The sequence below is a fragment of the Nocardiopsis sp. iso_25 genome (assembly GCF_056173305.1).
Genome location: NZ_CM149667.1, coordinates 1408171 through 1429543 on the forward strand (window position 1 = coordinate 1408171; position 21373 = coordinate 1429543).

Annotated in this window: 15 protein-coding genes; 9 read left to right on the plus strand and 6 right to left on the minus strand. The window is 71.4% G+C overall.

Annotation, left to right across the window (positions count from 1 at the left end; translation table 11 throughout):
- The first annotated feature begins 6 nt into the window (after positions 1-6).
- Positions 7-3210, plus strand: a complete 3204-nt coding sequence (locus AC0VX6_RS06310; protein ID WP_274976587.1) for an efflux RND transporter permease subunit — start codon at positions 7-9, stop codon at positions 3208-3210.
- Between the two features lie 494 nt (positions 3211-3704).
- Positions 3705-4562 (plus strand): SigB/SigF/SigG family RNA polymerase sigma factor, encoded by an 858-nt coding sequence (locus tag AC0VX6_RS06315; RefSeq protein ID WP_475467711.1) that lies wholly within the window; start codon positions 3705-3707, stop codon positions 4560-4562.
- A gap of 125 nt (positions 4563-4687) precedes the next feature.
- On the opposite strand, the gene AC0VX6_RS06320 is transcribed toward AC0VX6_RS06315, so the two are convergent.
- Together AC0VX6_RS06320 and AC0VX6_RS06325 are read right to left on the minus strand one after the other, a co-directional pair.
- A complete protein-coding gene (locus tag AC0VX6_RS06320) occupies positions 4688-5131 on the minus strand; it encodes a hypothetical protein (protein WP_475467713.1) in 444 nt (147 codons plus the stop codon).
- Positions 5128-5949, minus strand: a complete 822-nt coding sequence (locus AC0VX6_RS06325; RefSeq protein WP_475467714.1) for a HEAT repeat domain-containing protein — start codon at positions 5947-5949, stop codon at positions 5128-5130. Before AC0VX6_RS06325 ends, AC0VX6_RS06320 begins: the two co-directional genes overlap by 4 nt.
- Before the next feature lie 319 nt (positions 5950-6268).
- On the opposite strand from AC0VX6_RS06325, the gene AC0VX6_RS06330 reads away from it, so the two are divergent.
- A complete protein-coding gene (locus AC0VX6_RS06330; protein WP_013151584.1) occupies positions 6269-6439 on the plus strand; it encodes a hypothetical protein in 171 nt (56 codons plus the stop codon).
- A gap of 132 nt (positions 6440-6571) precedes the next feature.
- On the opposite strand, the gene AC0VX6_RS06335 is transcribed toward AC0VX6_RS06330, so the two are convergent.
- Positions 6572-7054, minus strand: a complete 483-nt coding sequence (locus AC0VX6_RS06335) for an ATP-binding protein (RefSeq protein ID WP_274976591.1) — start codon at positions 7052-7054, stop codon at positions 6572-6574.
- A gap of 681 nt (positions 7055-7735) precedes the next feature.
- Between AC0VX6_RS06335 and AC0VX6_RS06340 the strand changes: the two genes are divergently transcribed.
- From AC0VX6_RS06340 to AC0VX6_RS06365, 6 genes are all read left to right on the plus strand, one after another.
- Positions 7736-9382, plus strand: coding sequence for a family 2 glycosyl transferase (locus tag AC0VX6_RS06340; RefSeq protein ID WP_475467715.1), 1647 nt, complete (start codon positions 7736-7738; stop codon positions 9380-9382).
- Positions 9383-9975: 593 nt separating this feature from the next.
- A complete protein-coding gene (locus tag AC0VX6_RS06345) occupies positions 9976-10956 on the plus strand; it encodes an ABC transporter permease (protein ID WP_274976593.1) in 981 nt (326 codons plus the stop codon).
- Positions 10957-11026: 70 nt separating this feature from the next.
- The gene (locus AC0VX6_RS06350) at positions 11027-11938 is read left to right on the plus strand and encodes an ABC transporter permease (RefSeq protein ID WP_274976594.1); all 912 of its coding nucleotides are present in this window, start codon (positions 11027-11029) and stop codon (positions 11936-11938) included.
- Positions 11939-11951: 13 nt separating this feature from the next.
- Positions 11952-14135: an ABC transporter ATP-binding protein gene (locus AC0VX6_RS06355; RefSeq protein ID WP_475467718.1), complete on the plus strand. Its 2184-nt coding sequence runs from the start codon at positions 11952-11954 to the stop codon at positions 14133-14135.
- 84 nt (positions 14136-14219) lie between these two features.
- Positions 14220-15920, plus strand: a complete 1701-nt coding sequence (locus AC0VX6_RS06360; protein WP_274976596.1) for an ABC transporter family substrate-binding protein — start codon at positions 14220-14222, stop codon at positions 15918-15920.
- 504 nt (positions 15921-16424) lie between these two features.
- A complete protein-coding gene (locus tag AC0VX6_RS06365; RefSeq protein WP_475467720.1) occupies positions 16425-17486 on the plus strand; it encodes a pectate lyase family protein in 1062 nt (353 codons plus the stop codon).
- On the opposite strand, the gene AC0VX6_RS06370 is transcribed toward AC0VX6_RS06365, so the two are convergent.
- The 3 genes from AC0VX6_RS06370 to AC0VX6_RS06380 all read right to left on the minus strand — a co-directional run bounded on the left by AC0VX6_RS06370 (position 17479) and on the right by AC0VX6_RS06380 (position 21226).
- Entirely contained in the window at positions 17479-18378 is a 900-nt protein-coding gene (locus AC0VX6_RS06370) for a hypothetical protein (protein WP_475467722.1), read from the minus strand. The genes AC0VX6_RS06365 and AC0VX6_RS06370 overlap by 8 nt on opposite strands.
- Before the next feature lie 784 nt (positions 18379-19162).
- Positions 19163-20038, minus strand: coding sequence for a hypothetical protein (locus tag AC0VX6_RS06375; protein ID WP_475467724.1), 876 nt, complete (start codon positions 20036-20038; stop codon positions 19163-19165).
- 87 nt (positions 20039-20125) lie between these two features.
- A complete protein-coding gene (locus tag AC0VX6_RS06380; protein WP_274976600.1) occupies positions 20126-21226 on the minus strand; it encodes a VldE C-terminal domain-containing protein in 1101 nt (366 codons plus the stop codon).
- Positions 21227-21373: the final 147 nt, after the last annotated feature.

Sequence of the window (21373 nt, forward strand, 5' to 3'; positions counted from 1 at the left end):
CCAGGTATGAACCGCGCCGCGGTCATGTCGCTCGGCAACCGGGCACTGGTCCTGCTCATCACCCTGGCAGTCCTCTTCTTCGGAGTCCTCGCAGCGGCGTCGGCCAAACGCGAGCTCTTCCCCGACATGTCCCTGCCGATGGTGATGGTCTCCGGCACCTACCAGGGGGCCGCCCCCCGGGTGGTGGAGAGCCAGGTCACCGAGCCGCTGGAACAGGCCGTCCAGAGCGTCCCGGGCGTCACCACGGTCACCTCGACCTCCAGCACCGGCTCCTCCCAGGTCACGGTCGAGTTCGACTACGGCCAGAACCAGGACGACCTCGTCCGCCAGACCCAGATCGCCGTCGACCAGGTCGCGGGCATGCTCCCCGAGGGCGTCGACACCAGCGTCATGTCCTTCAGCACGGACATGATGCCGGTCGTGATGCTCGCGGCGGGCGCCGCCGACGGCGACGACCAGGCCATGGTCGACCCGCTGGAGACCCACCTCATCCCCGAGCTGGAGTCCGTCGAGGGCGTGCGCTCGGCGACGCTCACCGGCGCGGTGGAGTCCGACGTGGTCGTCACGCCGGACGAGGACGAACTCGCCGAGAACGGCCTGTCCCCGCAGAGCCTCGTGGACGCCCTGCAGTCCAGCGGCCTGCTCCAGCCGGGCGGGGACGTCGAGTCCGACGGCCGCAGCCTGAGCGTGACCACCGGTGACCAGTTCACCTCGATCGAGCAGGTCGAGGAGGTCTGGCTCCAGCCCGCCGCCGCGGGAGCGGACATGTCCGCCGCGGCGCCCGGCGCGCCCCCGGCCGCCCCGGCCGAGCCGGTCCGGCTCTCCGAGGTCGCCGACGTCGAACTCGTCCAGGACGAGGCCGCCAGCCTGGCGCGCGTCAACGGCGACCCGAGCATCGGCGTCATGGTCATGAAGACCCCAGACGGCAACACCGTCGAGGTCTCCGAGGGGGTCCAGGCGGTCCTGGACGAGCAGGCCGACGTCCTGGGCGAGGACATCGACATCAGCGTGGTCTTCGACCAGGCCCCCTACATCAACGAGTCCATCGTCGCGATGCTCGAAGAGGGCGGCATGGGCCTGCTGGCCGCCGTGATCGTCATCCTGGTCTTCCTGTTCTCGATCCGTTCCACCCTGGTGATCGCGGTGTCGATCCCGGTCTCGGTGCTGATCGGGTTCCTGGGCATGCAGGCGTTCGACTTCTCGCTGAACATGCTCACCCTCGCCGCCATCACCATCTCCATCGGACGCGTGGTGGACGACTCCATCGTGGTCCTGGAGAACATCCGCAGGCACCTGGACTACGGCAAGGAGCGGATGGCCGCGGTCAAGCAGGGCGTGCGCGAGGTCGCCGCCGCCGTGGTCTCCTCCACGCTCGCGACCATCGCCGTGTTCCTGCCGCTGGCCTTCGTCGGCGGCCAGGTCGGCGAGATCTTCCTGCCGTTCGCGGTCACCGCCAGCCTGGCCCTGGCCGCCTCCCTGGTCGTCTCCATCACCCTCATCCCGGTGCTGTGCTACTGGTTCATGAGCCCCAGGGACATCGGGGACGCCACCCAGGAGGAGATCGAGCGCGAGGAGTACGAGCGGGAGATGCGCGGCCCGCTCCAGCGCGCCTACCTGCCGGTCATCCGCTGGATCACCACCAAGCGCAGGACCGCCACGATCATTACGCTCCTCGCCAGCGTCGTCATCTTCGGCGGCACGGTCGTCATGGCCAACGGCATCGAGACCGACTGGATGGGCCAGTCCGAGGAGAACACCTACCAGGTCGTCCAGGAGCTGCCCCCGGGCACGTCCCTGGAGGTCGCCGACGAGGAGGCGGCCAAGGTCGAGGACCTCCTCGCCGGTTACGCCTGGGTGGAGTCCTACCAGACCAACGTCGGCGGCGGCGGTATGGCCGCCATGATGGGCGGCGGCGGTGCGGCCCAGGTGGACTACAGCATCACCGCCGACCCCGACACCGACCAGGCCCGCAACCGCGAGGTGCTGCGCACGGCCCTGGAGGACCTGGACACCGAGTACGAGCCGCGCCTGAGCGCCATGGCCGCCATGGGCGGTTCGGGCATCGAGGTGCGGGTCAGCGCCGACGACCAGGACACCCTGGCCGAGGCGGCCGGGATGGTCGAGGAGGAGCTGCGCGGCATCGACGGCGCCGACGACGTCGCCAACAGCATCTCCGAGTCCCAGCCCGCGCTGGAGGTCCGCGTCGACGGCGAGGAGGCCGCCGAGCGGGGCATGACCGAGGCCATGATCGGCCAGCAGGTCACCGCCGCCTTCAACGGGCAGAACGTCGGAACCGTCACCCTCGACGACACGCGCCGCGACATGGTGGTCCGCGTCGACGAGGCGCCCCGGACCGTGGCCGAGCTGGAGGACCTGCCCGTCACGGGGTCGACCGGCCAGGCGGTCCCGCTGTCCGACGTCGCCGAGGTGACCGAGGTGCAGCAGCCGCCGGAGCTCACCCGCATCGACGGCATCACCAGCGCCACCGTGTCGGCGAGCGCCACCGGTTCCGACCTGGGCGCGGTGAGCGCCGAGATCACGCAGGCCCTGGACACCATGGACCTGCCCGAGGGCGCCACCGCGACCCTGGGCGGCGTCAGCCAGGACCAGAGCGAGGGCTTCGCGCAGCTGATGCTGGCGATGGTCGCCGCGATCGTCATCTGCTACCTGATCATGGTGGCGACCTTCAAGAGCCTGCTCCAGCCGCTGATGCTGCTGATCTCGGTGCCGTTCGCGATCACCGGTTCGCTGGCGCTGCTGCTGGTCACCGGCACCCCGCTGGGTGTGGCGGGCATGGTCGGCATGCTGATGCTCATCGGCGTGGTGATCACCAACGCCATCGTCCTGATGGACCTGATCAACCAGAACCAGAACAACGGGATGCCGCTCAGGGAGGCGATCGTGGAGGGTGCCCGGCACCGTCTGCGTCCCATCCTCATGACGGCGCTCGCGACCGTCGCGGCGCTGACCCCGATGGCCCTGGGCATCACCGGCGGCGGGGCGTTCATCTCCGCGCCGCTGGCGATCGTGGTGATCGGCGGTCTGCTGTCCTCCACCGTGCTCACGCTGATCCTGGTCCCCGTCCTCTACCAGCTGGTGGAGTGGGGCAGGCAGCGCGGCGCGGCCCGCAGGCAGGCGCGCCGCGAGCTGCGCAGGGAGCGCAAGGCCGCGGCCGCCGGGGCCGAGCGCACCAAGGAGCCGGTCGGCTGATCCCAGGCCGTTCCCGGTTCGGGGGCGTCCCGCGCACTGCGCGGGGCGCCCCTCGCCGTTGCCCGGGCGGTCGGCTTCGCGCCTGCGGGGCGTCGACCGGCCGCAATGATGCGAACATGAGTTCGAACGGGAAAAATTCGACAAAAGTGTTTTATGGAACGACTTGGCGGTAGTGGGCTGGTATCCGCGCCCGGCCCGCCGGGCGGGAAGGGTGCGGTCGCCGTGCCCCGTGGGCCTGCGGGGCTGGAGACGCGGAGTGCAGCGTCCGCCTTCGCGTACGCAGAGTGATCGCACGGGGATCGAAAGATATTTGTCGTGCGACAACTTTTTTCGCCCCGTCGCTTTTGAAGGCGTTTCTGAGGGAACGTACTCCTCGCACGGCGACCGTCCCCCGCCCGACCAGAGCTCCCGACACCGCGTCAGGAGAGAGGGCCGAGCCGCAGGTGCTGACAGGCGACACAAGCACAGAAGGACAGAGCACCGGGGGTCCTCTCTTGTCCGAGAACAGCGCCCAAAAGTCCCAAGCCGCCGCAGACCGCACGACCGTCATCCCCAGGCCCCGCAGGCCGATGCCCGGAGAGGACGCCACGGCGGAGGAACTGCTGTCCGTACTCGGAGGGCTGGGGGAGGGCGACCCGCGGGCCAACGGACTGCGTGAGCGGGTCATGGCCCTCTACCAGCCGCTGATCAACAAGATCGCGCGCCGCTACGGGGGGCGCGGCGAGCCGTTGGAGGACCTGAAGCAGACCGCGATGGTGGGGTTGGTCAAGGCCGTGCACGGCTACGACCCGGACCGCGGCAAGCCCTTCATCTCCTACCTGCTGCCCACGGTGACGGGGGAGATCAAGCGGCACTTCCGCGACCACACCTGGGCGGTGCGGGTGCCGCGCCGCCACCAGGAGAACCGGGTGAAGCTGCGCCGGGTGACGGGGGAGTTCCAGCAGGAGCACGCGCGCACGCCCACGATCGCGGAGCTGGCCCACGAGATGGGGCTGCCCGAGGCCGAGGTCAGCGAGCTGGCGCAGGTCTCGGAGTCCTACCGGTCGCTGTCGCTGGACGCGCCCGACTCCTCAGACGCCGAGGGGCAGGAGGGCACGCGTCTGGAGGACCACCTGGGCTGTGAGGACGCGGCGCTGGACCGGGTGGTGGAGCGCGAGTCGCTCAAGCCCGCGCTGGCGCGGCTGCCCGCGCGGGAGCGGGAGATCCTGCGGTTGCGGTTCTTCGGGGACCACACCCAGTCCGAGATCGCGGACCGGTTGGGCTACTCGCAGATGCACGTGTCGCGGTTGCTGTCGGGGGTGCTGGAACAGCTGCGCGAGGAGGTCGGCGGGCACGCGCCCGGCCGCTCCTGAGACCTTCCGGAGGGGGCCGCGGGGGCCCTCCTCCGGACAGGCGGGAGAGGAGCCTCCCTGGCCGGCGCTCCGCGGGGCGTGCGGGACCGGACCTCGCTCCGGTGCCTGTGTCGGGCGCGGCGCCCTCAGCGGCGGACGCCCCGGTACCTCATGCGGGTGCGCAGCGGCAGCGCCGAGACGTAGCGGCCCAGGCGGTCGGCGTAGTCATCGGTGGTGATCTGCGCATGAGCGCTCCTGGCTGTCTCACGGGTGTCCTTGTCACCGCTGACCAGCAAGGGGAACAGCAGATCACCGCGGCGCAGCGCCGATGCCGCGTCCTCGCGGACGCCGCTGTCGGAGTGGGACAGCAGTCTGTGGAGCATGCGCATCGCCCGCTCCGGACTGCGGGTGTCGGCGCCCAACGGCGGCAGCATGTCCAGGGCCGCCCGGAGGACGTCGGTCGGCGGGCGGAGCCCGATCAGCCCCCGGACGGCCTGGAGGCCGTCGGGACGGGCCGAGACCAGATCCGCCAGCCGCGCGTCCAACTCTCCGCCGAACACCCCCGGCGAGCGAAGAGCCAGCCCGATCACCGACGCCAGAAGCGGAGGCGTGAGAACGCGGGTGGCGAGGTCGGGATACGTGTCAGGTTCGGCCCGCTGGCCCCGCTCCATCTGCTCCAGGGCGTCGACGGCCCGCCAGCCGACGGACCTCTCCCCGTCGACCGCCAGGAGGAGCAGGACCTCGGTCCAGGCCGGGTCGGGATCGTGGCCGTCGGCTCGCCACACACGGACCACGCCCTCGATCGCGGCCCACCGCACCTCGTGGAACGGTCCTGGGCGGCTTCGAGGAAGACCGACACCGGGACGTTGCCGTGTCTGGCCAGGAGCCTCATCAGGTTGGCGCGCCCTTGCGGGCTGTGCTCGGTGCGCCAGCGCTCTTGGGCGCGTTCGGACGAAACGCCGTGGACCGTGATCGTGTCGATGAGGTCATCGACCATCGCCCCGTTGGGCAGCATGCGGGCCAGGGCGTCCAGCAGGGGCCCCACCGCCCGGTCGTCAGGCGTCTGACGCAGAGCGGCGGCGGCGTAGGGGACGCAGGCGTCGTCGTCCAGCGCGGCGATGAGCACGGCGGCAGCGCGTTCGTCGCTGATCCGGGCCAGAGCCTGGACCAGCCCCTGGCGCAGATCGAGGGACTCGCGGTCATACCTCGCGCGGTCGGGGACACCGTGGTGGTCATGGGGGTGGTGCGAGGACGCGAGCAGCGCCTGCAACCGATCGATGAGCGCGGGGACGACGCGCGGGCCTCTGCGCCGGAGTTCGGCGATCGCCATGTCCCGGTGGCTGGGCTGGCTTCCGTGGGTCCGCCACAGCTCCAGGTGTTCGATCAGGCTGTCGACATCCTCGGTCATGTCGTCAGTACACCACGGGGCGTTGGGCCCTTCCACGGGGTGTGGAGGCCGGTGATTCCCTGTAGCGCTTCGCGGAGTCGAAGACGGGTCCTCAAGGTCTGGGGGTTCCGCCGTCACCCCGGTATCACGGGGTCGCGAAACGACCGGAAACAACAGGGGCCAGCCGGAACCACCGACGGGCCCCGCCTGGGGCGTTACCCGCAGTTCGGGTGGGCTTTCAACCCCGCAAACCCCCACAGTCGGGGCGTTCGGGCCCTTGGCACTGCGTCACCGGAGCGGCGATTTGTGCTATCCGCGCACTCCAGGCAGGCTGCGTCCCATGGATGAAACGAACAAGAGCCTCGACGACCTGGTCCGCGACGAGCTGGGCGAGGAACCGTCGCAGGAGGCCAAGGACTACGCGCGTGAACTCTACGAGCGCTACCGACTGCCCGCGCCCGGCCAGGACGGCGGTGCGGCGGCGCCCCCGAGGGCCGGCGCCGAGGAGTAGGCGCGCTCTCCCGGACGCGGCGGCGTACCGGCGCGGCCCCGAGCGGTCCGTGCTCCGGGGCTCCGCTCCGCTTCGCTCCGTGTCCGGGGGAGTGGGCCCGCCCACGGGGCGGGCGGCGACCCGTGTACCGGGTCAGTCGGAGAGGACGGCCTCGTCTGCGTCCTCCGCCGGGGTGTCGCACCCGCGGTCCCACACGAGCTCGAACCAGACCTTGCGACCCATCCCGTCACCGCGGGGCTCGGTGCCCCACTTGCTGGAGAGCGCCTCGACCAGATCCAGGCCCCGACCGTGCTCGGTGGTGTCGTAGGGGTCCCGGTGCTGGGGCTCGGGCGCCTCGGCCACGTTGCCCAGGTCCCGCACCTCCACCCGGGCCCACCCGGGTGCCAGGTGGACACAGACCTCGAACTTGCCGGTGGCCCGGCCCGAGGCGCTGTGCGTGATGGCGTTGGTGGCCAGCTCGCTGGTGAGCAGCGTCGCCGTGGTCAGCTCCGGTGAGGCGACCAGCTGCCGGGCGACGAACCTCCTCGCGTAGGCGATCTGGCTCGGCAGGCCGGGGAAGCGCCGCCGCGCCGGTCTGGAGGCGGTCTCTGTGCTGTACGGGGTGCGCTCTTCCATGGAACTCGCCGGACGTTGAAAGGGACGGGACGAAGACAGCGGGACCTGGAGTGCGTCCGGCTGCGAGGAGGCGGCCCCGCAGGTGGGGTCGTGTGTGTGGAGCACGACGGGGGGACTGTGGGGTGCTGCGGTGTCACACATTGGGTTCACTCCCCGAGGACGTGTGTTCGCGGCGGGCATGGCAACGGAAGTGCCGGGCCCTCGAAGGCGTCCGTGCCCGTGTAACGGGTCACGGCGCGGTGTGGCCGCACGGGCCCGGGCCCCCTGGGACAGGGAGGGGTGCGTCGGTGTGCCACGCGTCACGCGCAAGGGCGGCGACAGGAGGGAGGAGGGAAGCCGCGAGACTTCCTCCGAGGCGGTGGTGGGTCCTGGGAGCGGGCCGGGGTGGTGGGTCATGTCGGGTGGCGGATGTGCCCTACGACACTGAAGGGCGTATTCGCGCTTAGCATACGCTCCGTGCCTCCCCGGAAACCCAGCTGACCTGGCTTGGCCAGGATAACCCCGGCTGAGCTGGAAAAAGGGGCTGTTCGGTCGGATCGCGGGGGTGGCCGGGCGCGGATATGGGCCGTGTTTCGGAACTGGTGGGGCCTGTGAGTATGGATAACGATTAGGTCAAGCTCTGCGAAATTCTGTGCCTCCCACGGTCTTGCGCGCTTGTGTCCGACCGGCCAGGGTGTGGACATGCCCTCCCGCGCGCCCCTGCCCCCCGGTCTCGGCGTCGAGATCGACCGCGCGGCGCGCCTGGCCGACGAGGGGCACGTCCTCGTCGGCGGTAGCCCGCCGCGGGCGGTGCGCCTCACCCCGGAGCGGGTCAGCGCGCTGATCCGCTGGTTGAGCCGGGCGGTGCCGCGGAACGCGGAGGAGCGCCTGTTCGCCCGCGACCTCATCGGGGCGGGCCTCGCCCACCCCCGTCCTCTACCCCTCGCGCCGGGGGACACGGTAGAGGTGGCCGTCGTCGGACGGGCCGACTCCGCCGCGCTGCACGCCACCCTGGACCACCTCGACGAGCACCGCCACGGGACCCGGACCGTGGTCGTCGGGGCCACCGGGCCCGAAGCCCGTGCGGCCCGCGGCCGGGGCGCCCGCGTCGTCCCCGGTCCGGCCGGGGGAGCCGGGGACCGGGCGGCGGCGCTACGCGCGTGCTCCGCCGAGTTCGTGGCCCTGGTCGAGGCGGGCACCCGCCCCGGCCCCGGGTGGCTGGAGACCGCGCTCGGCCACTTCGCCGACCCGGACGTGGCGGCCGTGGTGCCCCGGGTCCTGACCGACCGCTCCGCCTGCCTGGGCCACACGCGGATGACCGTGGCCGCCGTCGCCGCCCGCGGGACTGGCGCGGACCGGGGCGCCGACCCCGCCCCCGTCCTGCCCTGGGGGCACGCCCTGCCCTGGCAGGAGCGCCCGGGACCGGCCAACGGGCACACCGACCCGCTGCGCCCGGTCCCCGTCCTGCTGCTGCGCCGCCGCGCCGCCGACCTCGACCCCGGCCTCGGCGCCGCCGCCGGGCTCGACCTGCTGTGGCGGCTCGCCGAACAGGGCTGGTCGGTGCGGTACGAGCCCCGCTCCAGGGTGTGGGCACCGCCGACCACCGACCTGGGCGCGTACCTGCGCGCCTGCTTCACCTCCGGGGCGGTCGCCGGTCCCCTGGCCCGCCGACGCGGCGCACGCGCGGCCGGACCCGCGCTGTCCTGGCCGGGCGCGGCAGGGCTCGCCCTGCTGTTCGCGGGACGGCCCGCCGCGGCCCTGGCCGCCGGTGCGCTGGGCGGCGCGGCGGTGACGGGCGCCCTCGTGGCCGGGGCGGGCACCCCGCTGCCCGAGGCGGTGCGGTTGGCCGGGCTGGACCTCGCGTACACCGTGCGCACGGGCACGCGCGCGGTCCGTACGGCCTGGTGGCCGCTGGCCGCGGCGGTGGTGGGCGCCGCGGTGCTCCGGCGGCGCGGTCGCGTGATCCCGGGCGTGCCCGGTCCGACCGCCACGGACCCGCTCGCGGGCCGGGACCGGTCGCCGCGGCGAGGCGGTGCCGCAGGACGCGCGGGCCGCGCAGCCCTGGCCGCGGGAGCGGCCCTGGTCGTGCCGCACCTGGCGTCCTGGCACCGGGGCAGGGGCGCCGCTCTGACCGGTCCGGTGACCTGGACGGCCCTGGGGATGGCTGGCGACGCGGCGCGTTCCCTGGGCACCTGGTGGGGGATCGCGCGGTCGGGTTCGCCCGCGCCCCTGGTGCCACGGCTCGTGCCTCCGGCCGCGACCGGCACGGCCGCGCCGGAGCGCTCCGGCCGCACGCGCGGCGCGCGGGGACCCGAGGAAGGCTCAACAGCGGCCGTGAGCCGGGCTTAACCCCTCCGGGGCGTGCGGGGCAGACCCTTCCGTGCGGACCACGGGTGTTCTCCGAGTACTTCCGCGCCTTTCGTGAAACCGTCCTGTGGTGGCACCCGACCCGGGGGAGGGAGGTTTCGACCATGCTGAGTTAGATTACCGTTGAGAGACATTTTTGTGGTCGTATGTCCGAATGTGGGGCCGCCGGAGGCGCGCCCACGGAGGGCATGGAGTGTGTTTTCCCAGCTCACGCCAGTTGTCGGTTACTGTGCAGAGTTATTTCATTGCAGAACGTGCGAAACTTGACAAATTGACTGCAATCGGGTGCTCAAATGGGCACTGTTGTCTTTTCTTGATGCAGTGTTTACCGTCGAGTGTCTAGCTCATCGCAGACTCTTGACATTCCGGTCACGGATCGTGAACCGGGCGCAAGCGTGTTTCGGCAGTCACCGGGAGCGACCCCCGCCGGTGGTCGCGGGATCGCGAAGGCTTAACGATGCCATCCACCGATGGCATCGTTCTCGCGCTTCGGACCCCCGGCCGCAGGCGTCCCCGGTGACGACCGCGCACAACAGGACGAGTGCCGGGCTCGGCCGTGAGGTTCGGAGATAGTTTTGGGCAAGTTCCTGGCCAGGCGGCTGCTGAACTACGTCGTGCTGATCTTTCTCGCGACGAGTTTCGCCTACCTGCTCGCCGCGACGAACCTCTATCCGCGCGGCTACTTCGAGCAGATGCAGCCGCCGCCGACGCCGGAGGCGGTCAACGCCCAACTGGACGCGCTCAACCTCAACGACCAGGCGCCGCTCGCCGAGCGCTACGTCACCTGGCTCGGCGGGGTTGTCCAGGGCGACTTCGGCAAGACCATCCAGGGCGGCGACGTCACCGACCAGATGTGGATGAAGGCGGGCGTGACCCTGCGCCTGATCACGGTCGCCACCATCCTCGGCAGCGTGATCGGCATCGCGGTGGGCGCCTACGCCGCCGTGCGCCAGTACCGGCGCTTCGACAAGGCGGCCACAGCGGCCTCCTTCTTCGTGCTGTCGGTGCCCACGGTGGTCATCGCGATCGTCGTCCAGGTGCTCGCCGTCACGATCAACGACGGCCTCGGCTTCCAGCTGTTGCGTTACTCCGGCGAGTACGCGGCGGGCTTCGACGGAACGTGGTGGGAACTGCTGCTCAACCGCGTCCACCACGCGATCCTGCCCACGATCGTGCTGGCCGTCGCGCTCTTCGCCTCGTTCGCGCGCTACCAGCGCAACATGATGCTGGACGTGCTCAACGCCGACTTCGTCCGCACCGCCATGGCCAAGGGGCTCACGCGCCGAAAGGCCCTGTTCAAACACGCCCTGCGCACCGCGCTGATCCCCACCATCACCTACTTCACCTTCACGTTCGGCGCCCTCGTGTCGGGGGCCACGTTCACCGAGAAGATCTACGGCTGGCACGGCATGGGCGCGTGGCTGATCGACTCCATCTTCCGCCAGGACGTCCACGTGGTCGCAGCCGTCTCCTGGTTCATGGCGATCACGATCATGGCGGCGTCCTTCCTCTCGGACATCCTCTACGCCTGGCTGGACCCGAGAGTGCGGGTGTGACCGTGTCCCCCGCCACCGCCCGCAACGTTCCACCGCGCAGCACCGCGCCAGTTCGGCTGGAGACCACGCCATGAGCACCATCGAGAAGAGCACGGGACCGGGCAGGGCGCCGACCGTGCCTCCGGCGCCCAACCGGCTCAAGGACGTCATACGCCAGCTCATGGGCACCCGGCGGGTCATCGTCGGTGTCGTCATGCTCGCGCTGCTGGCTCTCCTCGCCTTCGTCGGCCCGCTCGTCAGCGGTTGGGAAGTGGGCGAGCGCGACTACGCAGCCCTGCTGGAAGCCCCCTCGGGCGAACACTGGATGGGCACCAACCGGACCGGCCAGGACGTTTTCACCCAGGCCACCGCCGGCCTGCAGAAGTCACTGCTCATCGGGCTGCTGGTCGCGGCGGCCTCCACGGGTGTGGCCGCTCTCGTCGGCGCGTTCGCCGGTTACTTCGGCGGTGTGACCGACCGCGCCCTGATGTGGATCGCCGACCTGGCCCTGGTCCTGCCCAACTTCGTCATCCTGGCCATCCTGTCCACGCACTTCGTCGGCCAGGGCGGCTGGTTCGTGCTGGTCATCCTGCTGGCGGCGTTCAGCTGGATGGTCACCTCCAAGATGGTCCGTGGCCTGAGCATCTCCCTGCGCGAACGCGAGTACATCCACGCGGCCCGGTTCATGGGTGTGCCCTCACACAGAATCATCCTGCGCCACATCCTGCCCAACATGTCGTCCCTGCTCATCGCGGACGCCACGATCATGGTCAGCACCGCCATCATCGGCGAGACCGCCCTGAGCTACTTCGGGCTGGGAGTGCAGTCGCCCGACATCAGCCTCGGCATGGTCATCGCCGAAGGGTCGTCGTTCGCCACCACCGCCCCGTGGATGTTCGCGTTTCCCACGGTCCTGCTGGTGCTGATGGTGCTCGCCGTCAACATGATCGGGGACGGGCTGCGCGACGCCCTCGACCCGCAGTCCAAGTCACGCCGGTCCTAGGGGGCACAACACCATGAGCACTGACACCGTCGCGACCACCGGTGCCGACAGCGGAGCGCCCCTCGGCGACGCCCCGGTCCTGGAGGTCACCGACCTCACCGTCACCTTCGGCGGGCTCAACGGCAACCCCGACGTGCGCGCCGTGCGCGGGGTCAGCTACTCCGTCCGCCGCGGCGAGGTGCTGGGCATCGTGGGCGAGTCCGGCTCCGGCAAGTCCGTCTCCTCGATGGCCGCCATGGGGCTGCTGCCCGAACACGCCCGGATCACCGGCTCCGTGCGCCTGCACGGCGAGGAGATCCTGGGCCTGGACGACCGCGCCATGGCCCGCAAGCGCGGCAAGGTCATCTCCATGGTCTTCCAGGACCCGCTGTCCGGGCTCACCCCCGTGTACACGGTCGGCGACCAGCTCGCCGAGGCCGTCCTGATCCACGACCCCTCCACACCCAAGGCCAGGGCCCGCGCCCGCGCGCTGGAGCTGCTCGAACTGGTCGGCATCCCCAACGCCGAACAGCGCTACCGCTCCTTCCCGCACGAGTTCTCCGGCGGCATGCGCCAGCGCGTCATGATCGCCATGGCCATGGCCAACAACCCCGACGTCATCATCTGCGACGAGCCCACCACGGCCCTGGACGTCACCATCCAGGCGCAGATCCTCGACCTGCTGCGCACCGCCCGCGAGGAGACCGGCGCGGCCATCGTGATGATCACCCACGACCTCGGCGTCGTCGCCGGGTTCGTCGACCGGGTCCTGGTGATGTACGCGGGCCGTCCGGTGGAGACCGGCAGAGTCGACGACATCTACTACCGCAGCAGGATGCCCTACACCATGGGCCTGCTCGGCGCCGTCCCCCGCATGGACCTGGAGAACCAGGGCGCCCTCGTCCCCATCAAGGGCACCCCGCCGTCGCTGTCGGACCTGCCGCCCGGATGCACCTTCGCGCCCCGCTGCCCCCTGGCCCGGCCCGAGTGCGACGCGGCCGAGCCCGAACTCCTCGCGATCGGCGCCCAGCCCCCGGGTGAGGAGATCCGTGCGGGCGGGGCCGCGGCGCTGCCCGACGCCGCGGAGGCCGACGCCGACGCCCAGCGGGTGGCGTGCGTGCGCTCCGGGGAGATCACCAGCCGGGGGTGGACCGCCCAGGACATCTACCCGGTGCCGGAGATCCCCGACTCCCCGGCCGCCGCGGTGGACCGCGCGGACCGGGCCGAGATGCTGCGGGTCCGGGACCTGGTCAAGCACCACCCGCTCACCAAGGGCGCGGTGTTCAAGCGCCGGGTGGGCTCGGTCTACGCGGTCGACGGCATCGACTTCGACATCCGCGAGGGGGAGACCCTCGCCCTGGTCGGCGAGTCCGGCTGCGGCAAGTCCTCCACCCTCATGGAGATCATGGACCTGGCCGAGCCGCAGTGCGGCTCCATCTCCGTCATGGGCCGCGACGTCGCCACCCTGGGCCGGGCCGACCGGTTCGCGCTGCGCCGCGACATGCAGATCGTCTTCCAGGACCCGATGAGCTCGCTCGACCCGCGCATGACGGTGTTCGACATCATCGCCGAGCCCCTGCGCACCCACGGCAGGAGCGTGGACGAGGTCACCCGCCGGGTGTACGAGCTGATCGACCTGGTGGGCCTGAACACCGAGCACGTCACCCGCTTCCCCGCCGAGTTCTCCGGCGGCCAGCGCCAGCGCATCGGCATCGCCCGGGCCCTGGCACTGGAGCCCAGGCTGCTGGTGCTGGACGAGCCGGTCTCGGCCCTGGACGTGTCCATCCAGGCGGGCGTGGTCAACCTCCTCCAGGAGCTCCAGGCCCGCCTGGGCCTGTCCTACCTGTTCGTGGCCCACGACCTGTCCGTGGTCCGGCACATCGCCGACCGCGTCGCGGTCATGTACCTGGGCCGGATCGTGGAGATCGGCGACACCCGCTCGGTCTACTCCCGGCCCTCCCACCCCTACACCCAGGCGCTGCTGTCCGCCATCCCGATCCCCGACCCGGAGAAGGAGCGCGCGCGCACGCACATCGTCCTGGACGGCGACCTGCCCAGCCCCGCCGACCCGCCCTCGGGATGCCGGTTCCGGACCAGGTGCCAGAAGTTCGCCCTGCTCCCCGAGACCGACCGGGAGCAGTGCAGGACCGTCGAGCCCCGGATCCTCGCTGTGAACGAGGGTGACCAGGCGGCAGCCTGCCACTTCGCGGAGCGCTAGGAGGTCGTCCGACCCCGACGACCGGCTCGTCACGGCCAGCGCCGTCCCGCGCGCTGGCTGCATCACCCCAGAGAGGAAATCCCCATGCGAATCGGGAAGGTGCGCTACCTCGCCCCGGCCGTGGCACTGGTTCTCGTGGCCAGCGCCTGCGGCGGAGGCGGAGACGATCAGGAAGACGCCCAGGAGCAGGTGGCCTCCCTCGCCGCCGAGGACCTGAACCCCGCGCCCCGCGAGGACCTGCGGGAGGGCGGCAGCTTCGTGTGGGCCATCAGCGCCTATGACCAGCAGCACAACATGTGGCACACCCAGGGCAACATGGCCAACGTGCGCCGCGTGACCGCCGCGGTGCTGCCCAACCCGACCCGGTACGACGCCGAGGGAACACCCTCTCCCAACGAGGACTTCGTCCTCGATTTCGGGGTCAGCGATGACGGTCTCGAAGTCTTCTACGAGCTCAACCCCGATGCGGTGTGGTCCGACGGTGAACCCGTCACCTCCGGGGACTACGAGGCCCAGGTCAAGACCGTCAGCGGTTCGCGCGAGGGCGACTGGCAGCTCGGCGGCACCGACGGGTACGACCAGATCACCGAGTTCGTCCCCGGAGACGACGCGTACTCCTTCACCCTGAGGTTCGACGAGCCCTTCGCCGAGTGGCCGTCCCTGTTCTCCCCGCTGTACCCCAAGGAGTACATGGAGGACGAGGAGCTCTTCAAGGAGGGCTACGTCAAGGACTACCCCGTCACCGCGGGGCCCTTCGGGAACGTGGAGTTCGACGACGTCACCGAGCGCATCACGATCACGAGGAACGAGGACTGGTGGGGCACCGAGCCGCTGCTGGACGAGATCGTCTTCGACGCCATGGGCACCGACGCCATGGCGGGTGCTTTCAACAACGGTGAGATCGACGGCTTCTACCTCGGTTACGACGCGGCCGGTTACGAGCTGCTCAGAGACCGCGAAGGCACCTACTTCACGCGGGCTGTCAACCACGCCTACCGGTTCGCCTCGCTCAACGGCGCAAGCCCGAACCTGGAGGACGTTCGCGTCCGCCACGCGATCTCCCTGGGCCTGGACACCAGCGCTCTCGCGGAGATCGCCCTGGGCGCGGTCGACTGGCCGATCACCGGTGAGACCAACCGCCTGCTCCGGTCCAGCCAGCACGGCTACCAGGACAACAGCGAGGGGTACGGGGAGTACGACCCCGAGCGTGCGGGGGAGCTGCTCGACGAGGCGGGGTGGACCCTGGAGGAGGGCGCCGAGTTCCGCACGAACGCCGAGGGCGAGACGCTGTCCCTGGACTGGGTGGCCTCGGACGACATGGCCATCGCCCAGGACGAGGCTGAGATCGGCCGCGACATGCTCGCTGAGATCGGCATCGAGGTCAAGGTCCAGCAGGTGCCGAACAACGCCCTGTTCTCCGAGTACGTCATCCCCGGCAACTACGAGGTCGCCACGTACGTTCTCGCCGGTTCCAACCCCTACGCGGGTGACGCCCAGGAGAACTACGGCATGCCGGACGAGGACGGGGAATGGGGCAACAACCTCGCCCGTACCTCGACCGAGGAGATCGACCGGAAGTTCGACGAGATGCGTGCCGAGACCGACCCGGACCGCTACGCCGAACTCGCCAACGAGATCGACCGCCTCCTGTGGGAGGAGGTCGCGACCATCCCCTTCTTCGAGCGTCCCGGTCTCTACGTCATGAACGAGGACCTGCACAACTGGGGAGAGTTCGGCCTGGCCTCCGACTACGTCTACGAGGACATCGGCTGGGCTGCTGAGTAGCCCAGTGACGTCACCGCCCGCCGCCTGAGCGGACGCGCCGGGGCGCCGGTCCCCGCACGGGGACCGGCGCCCTTCGCCGTGTAACGCCCAAGACCGACGCGCCTCCCGCGCGGCCCGGCGCCGTGCGTGCGCCGTTCGCCGTTCCCCGTGCGGTGTGGTCCGGGGCCGTGCGCGCCGTTCGCCCTCCCCCGCGTCCCGTCCGGCCCGGCGCCGACACGGCCGCGCGGCCCCCGTGCGGTGTGTCATCCCCCACACACGGCCCGTGCGCTGCTCCGGAACGGGGGCTGGGGTTGGGGCCGCGGACCCGGCTGTGGCAAGGTCTAGGCATCGTTTCCGGCCCGCCCCGCCCGTCTGCCGGGCGGGCGGACGCTCGGGAACACCGGGGCCGTCCGCCGGGAGGCCCGCGCTCCCCCGTGGCCGTGCTGTACCGCCACGGGTCCACGTCTCCTCCTGGCAGCGCCCCAGCCCCCACACCCCCTGTCCCGCTGCGTTGGAAAGCCCTTGATGAGACCTCACCCGATCGCCGCCGCGGCCGCGGCGGCGCTGCTGTGCGCTGCCCTCACCTCGTGTTCCCAGGAACCGGAAGCGGAGGAGACCTCGACGCAGCCGCAGACCGGTGCCGCAGCCGAACCGGACGCGGAGGCCGACGAGTCCGGTTCCCCGGCGGAACAGACCCCGGACGAGACTCCGTCGCAGACGCCGGAGGGGGAGCGGGGCGGGCCGGTCGGCTGGGCGGGCGAGCCGCTGGAGCGCGACGGCGAGGAGCACCCGGGCGCGGTCGGCGGGGCGGAGGGGGAGACCGTCACGGCCTCCGACGCCGGGGAGCTGGCCGACCACCTGGCGGCCGAGGAGCCGCTCACCGTCGAGGTCACCGGATCGATCGACCTGGACGGGACGGTGGAGGTCGGCTCGGACAAGACCCTTGTGGGCGTCGAGGGCGGCGCCGAGCTCACCGGCGGGCGCCTGGTGGTCGACGGGGCCAGCAACGTCATCCTGTCCAACCTGCGGGTGGAGGCCGACGGGACCGCGGTGTCCGTGCGCGGCGGAGCCCACCACGTGTGGGTGGACGGCTCCACCTTCTCCGGCGGCGGTGACGACCCCCTCGTCTCGGTGACCGGCGGCGCCGACCACGTCACCCTGTCCTGGAACCACTTCGCCGACGCCGAGTCGGCGCTCGCCGTGGGCGGCGGGGAGGAGGAGCCGGGCGCGCTGCGGGTCACCGTGCACCACAACTACTTCGACGGGACGGCGGGGCGCCACCCCAGGGCGCGGTTCGCCGAGCACGTGCACGTGTACAACAACTACTTCCGGGCCAACGAGGAGTACGGGGTGGAGTCGGTGGACGACTCCAACGTCCTGGTGGAGGGCAACTACTTCGAGGGCACCCGGCTCTCGGTGGCCACCCCGGAGGAGGAGCCCGGCAACGTGGTCACCCGTGACAACCTGCTCGTGGACTCCGCGCAGCCCGACCTGCTCGGCGAGGTCGCCGATCCACCCTACGCCTACGAGATGGACGACACCGTCCGCGTCCCCGACGTGGTCTCGGCGGAGGCCGGGGTCAGCTGAACGAGTGGTACTCGTAACTCTCCCCGACACCGCTCTCGGTGCGGTAGTCCAGCCTGCGGGGGTACCCCTGTTCGTCGATCCACAGCTCGAACTCGGCGTCCCCGACGGCGGTGAGGGTATTGCTTCCGCTCTCGGGGTCGTAGCCGCCCAGCATCGCCGTGAACGTGCCCGTGTAGTGGTAGGCGCTGTGCGTGCTGCGCAGCTCCGGCCACTCCAGGCTCACCTCCTCCCGTCCCTCCAGCTCGAGGTCGGTGGAGGTGGCGAGCACCTCGCGCAGCTTGGCCGACCCGTACGTGTGCGAGCACAGGTACCGGTCGGCTGAGCTGGGCGGGTCCAGCAGTTCCAGGCCCCGGTCGGCGGTCATCATGAGCTGGCCGCCGCCCACGTCGTAGCGGTACACGCTCAACCCGTCCGTACTGGAGAAGTAGTGGTCGAACTCCGGTTCGGCCCCGGCGTCGTACATGGCCTGCCCGCGGCCCGAGGTGATCGGGTCGGCGGCGGCCGTGGGACGGGGAGCGGGCGGCTCGGGGAGGGCGTCGGCCGATCCGGCGCCGGGGTCCGGCGCGTCCCGCGGGTCGGTCTCCCCGTCGTGCACGGTGAAGGTGAGGTGGAAGGCCGAGGAGTCCTCCACGAGTTCGACGGCGGCCTCCAGGTAGGCCTCGGCGTCCTCGGGATCGGCCGCGGTACGGGCGGACCCGCTCCGCGGCGGACGGGACTCCGGGCCCTCCGCGACGTCCAGCGGGGGCAGGGGGTCGCCCACGACGAGCCGGGCCACAGCCCATCCGCTGGCGACCACGGCCAGGCAGACCAGCACCATGAGGAGGGAGACGAACCAGTTGGGCCGCCCTCCCGGGGAGGAGGGCTGCTCGTCGGGGTCGGAGGGGTGCGGCATCGACGGAATCGACACGGCCTGGGCCTCGTTTCTGCGGATCTTCGCGCGACCGCCGGGGGACACGGGACGCGGGGGGTTTGCTGATCGTTCTCGTCCGGCACCGGAGTGTGACGGGTGCTACGACGCGGTGACGCAGTGTTCCGTTCGATGGTCCCACGCATGTGATCGCTTCCGACATCGACGAAAGTGAGCACCCAGTCGCGGTGCGGTGACTCCAGGAACGGTGCGAGGAAGTCGAAGGTACGGGTCCGCGACAGCCGTCGCAGGGTCTCCTGGGCGGCGTGCTCCCACAGCAGCCGGACCGCGCTCCGGGCCGCGGCGGAGGCGGCGAAGGTCGGACTGCGGAAGAGTTCGTGCAGATCCCGGCCCTCCAACCGCAGGACGGTGGCCTCCAGCACCCGCGCGTCCAGCAGGCCCAGGAGGGACAGTGCGCAGTCCGTGCGGGCCACCGGGTCGGGGAGGGCTCCGGCCCGCGCGCAGCGCAGGACCGCCTCGGCGGCAGCGGCGGGATCCAGCCTCCAGTCCCCGTCCGGCGCGGGTTCGGGGCCGATTGTGGCCGTGCCGTCACCGGTCCCGTCCGAGGGGTGGGAGGGCGCGTCGCCCAGCGCACGGTGCACGGCTCCCCGCAGCTCCGCGGGGAGCCGTTGCAGCGCCCCGTGCGCGGCGGCCACCACGACCAGGGACAGCACGACCAGCAGCAGTGCGGCGTACTCCAGCAGGGTGTTGCCCCGGTCCACGTGTCCACCTCCTGTCGTTGTCCTGTCGCGTCGTGCCCGCCCACGACCTAGGGCCGCCGGGGGGCGAAGAGCTGGGGCGGCTCCTTCTCGTAGGCGCGCACGCGGCCGCGGATGAGCTCCAGGTGCTCGGGAGGGCACGACCAGCCCTGGCGGGTGAGCGAGTGCAGGATGCGGCGCAGCAGCCGTCCCGGCCGCAGTTGGAGGTCGTACACGCCCGCCGAGACCACCTCCCAGCCCTGCGTCCGCATCGCCGCGTACCGGACCCGGTCGCTCGCCCTGGCCACCGTCGAGGAGTGGAACTCCAGGCTGTCGTACTCCAGCGCCACCCGTTGGTCGGGCCAGCCGAGGTCGGCGTGGAACACGCCCTCGTCGGTGGGGACCGGGCACTGCGGGACGGGAGGAGGCAGGAGCGCCTCCAGGACCAGCACACGCGTCCACGACTCGGCGGGCGACCGGCTCAGCGCGGAGGAGTAGCGCAGAGCGGTGCGCAGCTGCCTCAGCTGCCGCTGGGAGCGGGCCCGCTGGGCGACGCGGAGCAGGTCCCCCTTGGTGACCAGCCCCCGGGAGAGGAAGGCGTCGAGGCGGGCCGTGGCCACGAAGACCGAGGGCGCGCGGGCGGCGACGTCTACGGCCGCGCGCACCGCCGTGGTGACGCGCACGCCCTCCACCACGTCGCGGTCCGCGGCGGGCACGTGCTCCCGGTGGGTGACCACCGGCATGCCGCTGGTGCGTACGCCCCGGGGGACCGCCACGTGCGGGCGGGTGCGTGTGGCGCGGGTGCCCGCCGGGTGCAGGTCCACGCCCCACACGTAGGAGGCGGTCACGTCGCAGACCACCGCGTCGGGGGAGATCGGGCCGACGATCGGCGCGAGCGTGCGCAGCAGGAGGGAACGGTCGGGAAGGGCGTGCTCACGGACTGTCATACCCTCCAGGTTCGAGGGCTCGCGCCGTCCCGGCAAGGCCCTTCCGCCGCCTGTGGACAACCCCCCGGACCCCCGCGCGGGGCGCGGTCACCGCATGGGACCGACGCCCGCCGCCAGGTGGATGTGGTCGATGTGGTTCTGGGTGTTGCTGCCCCTGTCGCCCATGGAGCGGCTCACGGTCGACCAGGGGCCCACCGGGTCCGGGTTCCCACCGGTCGCGTTCCAGATGCGCTGCTCGTAGATGATGCCCTTGACCCCGAGCTGGTGGGAGTTCTGGATCACCCAGTCGATCACCGTGATGGCGGTGGCGTGCATCTGCGGGGTGGGCACCCCGCCCAGTTCCGCCATCATGTAGTCCACCGCCTCGCCGCTGTGGTGGTCGCTGCCCGGCTCGCTGCGCCTACCGCCCGCGGAGAGGTAGAAGCCCGGGAACTGCTGCTGGAGGCGCTCGTGCGCCGCGCACATGATGGGGTGCAGAGACCCCAGCGAGGCGCAGTCCACGCTGGGTCCGCCCCCTCCGACGAAGTCGGGGTTGAAGCTGTAGCGGCCCTCCTGGTCGACCAGGTGCACGTCGATCAGCCGTTTGGCGGAGGCGAGGTCGTTGACGGTGCCGCCGTCGCAGAGCAGTTCTCCCCCGTCGCGGCCGCACTGGTGGGGGATGCGGACGATGGCGATGGCCGAGGCGTTGCCGACGACTGTGTTGGTCTCCTCCTCGCTGCCGTCGCAGACCACGTCGTTCCAGTGCCGGGACCCGTCCTCCTCCAGTTCGCGCTGGCACACGGCGCCGCGCACCTCCACCCGCACGATGTTCCCGCTGCGTCCCATGACGTTGTCGCTGGCGCGGATGTCGGTGAGGACCGCCCCGTTGCTCCGCGCGTACTCCTCGGCGCGCGCCTCGGCGGCCTCCTCGTCGAACCAGGGCATGGGGTAGGCGCCGTCCACGATGTCCTGCGCGGCCCGGTCCTGTAGGGCGCCCACCGCCGCCAGCGCGGCGGCGTCGGCCGCGGTCTGGGTCTGCGAACGCTGGTCGTTGGCGGCTCCCACCCGTACGAACAGCAGGGTGAGCGAGAGCAGGGCCAGGGTGAGCCCGAACAGGAGCAGGACGTTGGCCTGTCCGTCGTCGCCTCCGCCCGGCGCGCGCCGCGGGGACGCAGGGGCGGTGTGGGGGAGGATCCGTCGCAGTCCCATGCCTTTTCCATCAGGGGAGGGGGTGCTCCCGGGAGGAGGGGAGCGCGGGAGGGGAAGGCCCGGAGAGCGTCGCGCGTGGTGAGCACGCGAACACGCCCGGACAACGTCCCGACCAGCGCAGCTTATCCGGGCATGTCGGGAAGCGGT

What these genes read in the sequence shown, in the direction of transcription:
- AC0VX6_RS06310 (WP_274976587.1), top strand. Translation starts at nt 7, where the DNA reads ATGAACCGCGCCGCGGTCATGTCGCTCGGCAACCGGGCACTGGTCCTG.
- AC0VX6_RS06325 (WP_475467714.1), bottom strand. Translation starts at nt 5,949, where the DNA reads ATGACCGAGGATGTCGACAGCCTGATCGAACACCTGGAGCTGTGGCGG.
- AC0VX6_RS06330 (WP_013151584.1), top strand. Translation starts at nt 6,269, where the DNA reads ATGGATGAAACGAACAAGAGCCTCGACGACCTGGTCCGCGACGAGCTG.
- AC0VX6_RS06335 (WP_274976591.1), bottom strand. Translation starts at nt 7,054, where the DNA reads ATGGAAGAGCGCACCCCGTACAGCACAGAGACCGCCTCCAGACCGGCG.
- AC0VX6_RS06340 (WP_475467715.1), top strand. Translation starts at nt 7,736, where the DNA reads ATGCCCTCCCGCGCGCCCCTGCCCCCCGGTCTCGGCGTCGAGATCGAC.
- AC0VX6_RS06350 (WP_274976594.1), top strand. Translation starts at nt 11,027, where the DNA reads ATGAGCACCATCGAGAAGAGCACGGGACCGGGCAGGGCGCCGACCGTG.
- AC0VX6_RS06355 (WP_475467718.1), top strand. Translation starts at nt 11,952, where the DNA reads ATGAGCACTGACACCGTCGCGACCACCGGTGCCGACAGCGGAGCGCCC.
- AC0VX6_RS06360 (WP_274976596.1), top strand. Translation starts at nt 14,220, where the DNA reads ATGCGAATCGGGAAGGTGCGCTACCTCGCCCCGGCCGTGGCACTGGTT.
- AC0VX6_RS06365 (WP_475467720.1), top strand. Translation starts at nt 16,425, where the DNA reads ATGAGACCTCACCCGATCGCCGCCGCGGCCGCGGCGGCGCTGCTGTGC.
- AC0VX6_RS06370 (WP_475467722.1), bottom strand. Translation starts at nt 18,378, where the DNA reads ATGCCGCACCCCTCCGACCCCGACGAGCAGCCCTCCTCCCCGGGAGGG.
- AC0VX6_RS06375 (WP_475467724.1), bottom strand. Translation starts at nt 20,038, where the DNA reads ATGACAGTCCGTGAGCACGCCCTTCCCGACCGTTCCCTCCTGCTGCGC.
- AC0VX6_RS06380 (WP_274976600.1), bottom strand. Translation starts at nt 21,226, where the DNA reads ATGGGACTGCGACGGATCCTCCCCCACACCGCCCCTGCGTCCCCGCGG.